Raw genomic sequence first — 3,989 nt, 5'->3', positions numbered from 1 at the left:
CAGTAAAGTTGCTGAGTGAAACAGGGTTTGGATAGATTTTCACAAAAACATCATTAGCAGCAGCATCATTAACAGAGAGGGAACCGTCGTCATTACTACAGCTTTCTCCATTCAATGCAAGGTTCTGAATTTCTGTTTGTGTTAGAGCTTTTGACAGAATATATACATCATCAATAAGTCCATCTACACTTTTACCGTTTTGAGGCTGATTTCCTATAGCTGCAGGGACGGAGGTATTTGCATTAACAGCACCTGTTTTTGGATTGGTTGTTTGTAAAGTATAATCTTTATAGATTTTCACATTACTGCCGTCATAGGTTACAGCAATATGTGTCCATGTATTGGTTGTTAACGACCCATCAGTTCCGAAATAGGTACCTGTAGTTCCTCCTGTTTTCAAACGAAAACGTATTTGGTCACCCCCGTTTGTACTAATCATCCAATAGTGATCTGCTTCTTGAACTCCCGTAGCTTTGGAAATGAGCCGTGCATCCGAAATATCAAAATCATCAAATTTAGCCCATAAGGCAATGGTAAATTCACTGGATGTGATGTCCATGTTTCCAAGACTAACAAGGTCATCATTTCCATCAAAACTTAATGCACCATCTATCTTGCCTCCTGTATTCCAGATTGCACCAGAAACATTACCATCATTGGTGCCCAGGCAATCATTGGCAACAGTACCACTTGTTTCGTTCATATCCCATTTGGCTATAATGTCAGGGTTAAAAGGAGATTCAGTCACCGAAACTGCACATGTAGCTGTTTTGTTACCAACCACTGTTGTTACCGTAATAGTTGCGCTACCTGCTGATACTGCTGTAACTAATCCGCTTGAATTTACCGTTGCCACAGAAGTATTATTTGATAACCAGGTTACCGATTTATTGGTTGCATTCGATGGCAACACTGTTTCAGTTAATCCAGATGTTGCTCCTACGTACAGGTTTAATGTTGTAGGAGATACGTTTACACTTGTTGGTTCTATGGCCGGGCCGCCACATGTATAAGGAATCTCGGCAGGCAGGTTCCATCTGTATGAATTCCAAAGGGAGGATGCATAACCAGGGGTAGGAGTATTTATTCCTCCTCCCTCATTAATCCAACGGTCGGTGTAAGCAAAAAATGCTTCGTGGTTCCATTCGTTTCGTAGGCCTAAAATCTGTGCTACAACCGATTGGCCTCCCCAAAATGATGATGTACAACAGGTACGGTAAGCATTTGACTCATCGTTAAAAGATGCATTGTTTGGATCCTGACAATGTCTGATACCCCATCGGGGAAAACCACTTGCATCAAAATAGGTTTGACAGTCTTCTCCAAACTTACTGTCGTTATAATCGAATCCAATATTTAACATCCCAGCGTGATCTAATAACTTACCGGCAATCAATATGGGAAGTTTTCTACCACTTGCATGCCCCCCGTCAGCAGGCCAGTAAACTCCGTTTCGCAAAGCCCCATAGCTATCTATACCTCTTTGTATCATCAGGTTGGCCAATAATTGGAGTTCATTTTCAGCATAATCAAACATTAATGATACTGCTACTTCTGTCATTTCATTTGTAATGGCTGCTCCATATCCTGGAGCATTATCAAAAGCAAAACACAGTTGGGTTGTCCATCCATTAAAATGGTCTAACATAGGACGCTCCATATATTTGGTAATGTTGGCGGCAACAGGTGCTATACCAGGTTTGGGTAAACGGGGCAAAATATCGTAACAAGCATCAGCAACACTATTCATTTCTTTATAATTGCTTCCAACATAAGGAGGTCTAAAAGTTCCTGCTGGAACTGCACTGTTTACAATAGTCAAAACCGCCATAGTTTGAATTTGGGAACGGTTATCGCATGAACCAAGTCTGCTTATCCACCCTTCAAGACCAGCACCGGTTGTGCAATCTGGCGGTCTGGTAACACTGATAGTTGAAACCAGGCTATTGACACCACTAACTGTTAGAGGATAACTTACCCTTAGGTTCTCGCGATAATACGTGGCAGCAGAACTAGCATCGTAACCGTGATAAGGACCAGCTTCAGGGTTTAAAACCGAACCATTTTTTCCGGGGATTTGTCCTGGCGAAACCGATGTTATAGTAACCGGGCCAACCACCCACCAATCGCCGGTAACAAACTGCCCGGTCTCGTACGCTTGATCAAACGTCCAGGTAATGCCGTACTGCGAAACGGAAGTTTGCATTTGAGCAAAAGCGTTTACTGAAAGCAGCATTAATAAAACTAAAAAACTTAGAGTTAAAACTTTTCTTTTCATGATACTAAGTTATATTTTAGTACATATTAAATATATCATTAGGAATCAGAATCAACGCTTAAAAACACTTTTAATCGATATAATACACTTTATTTTAACATTTATTGATGAAATTATGCATTTCACCGATGAAATACACAACTAAAAATCCTTGAACAAGAGCTATGTGCAAAATAATTTTTTACAACGGTTTTGTATATGGCTCGTAGCGTGCAAATTAGCAATAACTTTTCGGTTGAGCACGAACCATCCCGAAGCTTCGGGATTAATTTTCTTATTATCTTTTCTCAATAAGCCTACCGAAGGACTACGACTACCAAAATATAAAATAAAAACGAAGTCGTAAATTAAAAAATTTGGTGGACTAGCAAACCTGCCCGCCACCAAAACTCAATCAAAGTTGGCAGGCGGGTATACCTTAACTTCGTTTTAGCAACTGACTAGCTATTAGTTATATACGTTTTTGTGTGTAGTAATTTATTTCGATTTCTCTTTGAAGAACTCCCAAATTTCATTTGCCATCTCAAAATCTCCATTCTGATTTCCAACAATCGAAAGAAAGAAATTTCCGTAACGTTCTGTTTGGCTTGGTTCTGCGTGTCCACCATTATTTATTTTATAAAGCATAACTGCCGTATTATTATTTCCATTTAGATACGAATACTTAACAGCATTGCAATTGTCCGAATTGTTAACATCGTTTATGTTTTGTTCAATTGGTGCATCTATTATTCCATTTCTATTTGTCCAATATTGTAAAGTTTCTTCCGTTGATTTTACCAAACCTCTATTTCCTGTCATCTGTCCGCCATTGTATGGTAGAATTGGGTCTTCTGTACCATTCATAAATAGTGCTGAAACAGGAATGGTTGACTCTCCACATTGTGAATTATCTGACATAGATGCGATTACTGATGCAAACGCTGTTATTTTTTCTGGTATTTCCAATGCTAATCTAATCGCCATTTGTCCTCCATTTGAAACACCTGCGATATAAACTCTGTTTTCATTATGATTATATTCAGATTTTAATTTTGTCAATAACTCTTCAATAAAAAGCACATCATTAATTTCAGGGTTTCCTTGAGCATCAGACCTGCAATCATTCCAACCTCTTTTATTTTCAGAACCTAAAGTGCCATTTGGAACTACAAGAATAAATTGATGTAATTCAGCCAAGTCCAACCAAATCTTTTGAGGCGACTTCACATTCGTTTGTCCTATAACATCATCGAAATTCCCACCGTTTCCGTGAAGTAAAATTGTTAGTGGTTTATTTATAGTAGCGTTAGGAATATAAATATGATAATCTCGTTGCTGTCCATTAACAATAATACTCTCGTTTAAAATTAAATTTTCGAAATTGCCTTCTGAATCTTCATTTTTATCACAGGATGTCAGTAAAATTAAAAAGCTAATTATCAAAATTTTAGTCATAGTTCAGGGGTTTGTTTTTATTACACACAACGTGTTTGTGTATGATTTCGTTGCGTGTTTCAGCAACTAATTTAGCAAATACAAACCGAATAGAAAATCCGCAAGGATTTTCGTAAGTAGGCGAGTATAGCAATGAATTATACACGTCTTAAGTTTGTATTTTAATAAATTTGGTAATAAATCAGAAAGAATAAAAGAGAGAATTAAGGTTAGTATACACGGTGAAGCCTAGACTTCGACAACATTGATAATCCTCTCTCTTTTACTACTAAGA

2 protein-coding genes are annotated in these 3,989 nt (G+C 37.9%); both read right to left on the bottom strand.

Annotated features, from left to right (window positions below; translation table 11 throughout):
• On the bottom strand, positions 1–2,278 hold a 2,278-nt coding region (locus WBM60_RS16310; protein WP_424283340.1), incomplete at its 3' end, for a LamG-like jellyroll fold domain-containing protein.
• 477 nt (positions 2,279–2,755) lie between these two features.
• Positions 2,756–3,715, bottom strand: coding sequence for an alpha/beta hydrolase family esterase (locus WBM60_RS16305; protein ID WP_424283339.1), 960 nt, complete (start codon positions 3,713–3,715; stop codon positions 2,756–2,758).
• Positions 3,716–3,989: the final 274 nt, after the last annotated feature.

It is taken from the genome of Eudoraea sp., assembly GCF_049669105.1.
Taxonomy (GTDB): Bacteria; Bacteroidota; Bacteroidia; order Flavobacteriales; family Flavobacteriaceae; genus Eudoraea.
Note: the sequence above shows the minus strand (reverse complement) of the source record. Positions and strands in the feature narration are given on the sequence as shown.

Excerpts from the sequence above, each read along its gene's own strand:
- WBM60_RS16305 (WP_424283339.1), bottom strand. The coding sequence starts at position 3,715 with ATGACTAAAATTTTGATAATTAGCTTTTTAATTTTACTGACATCCTGT.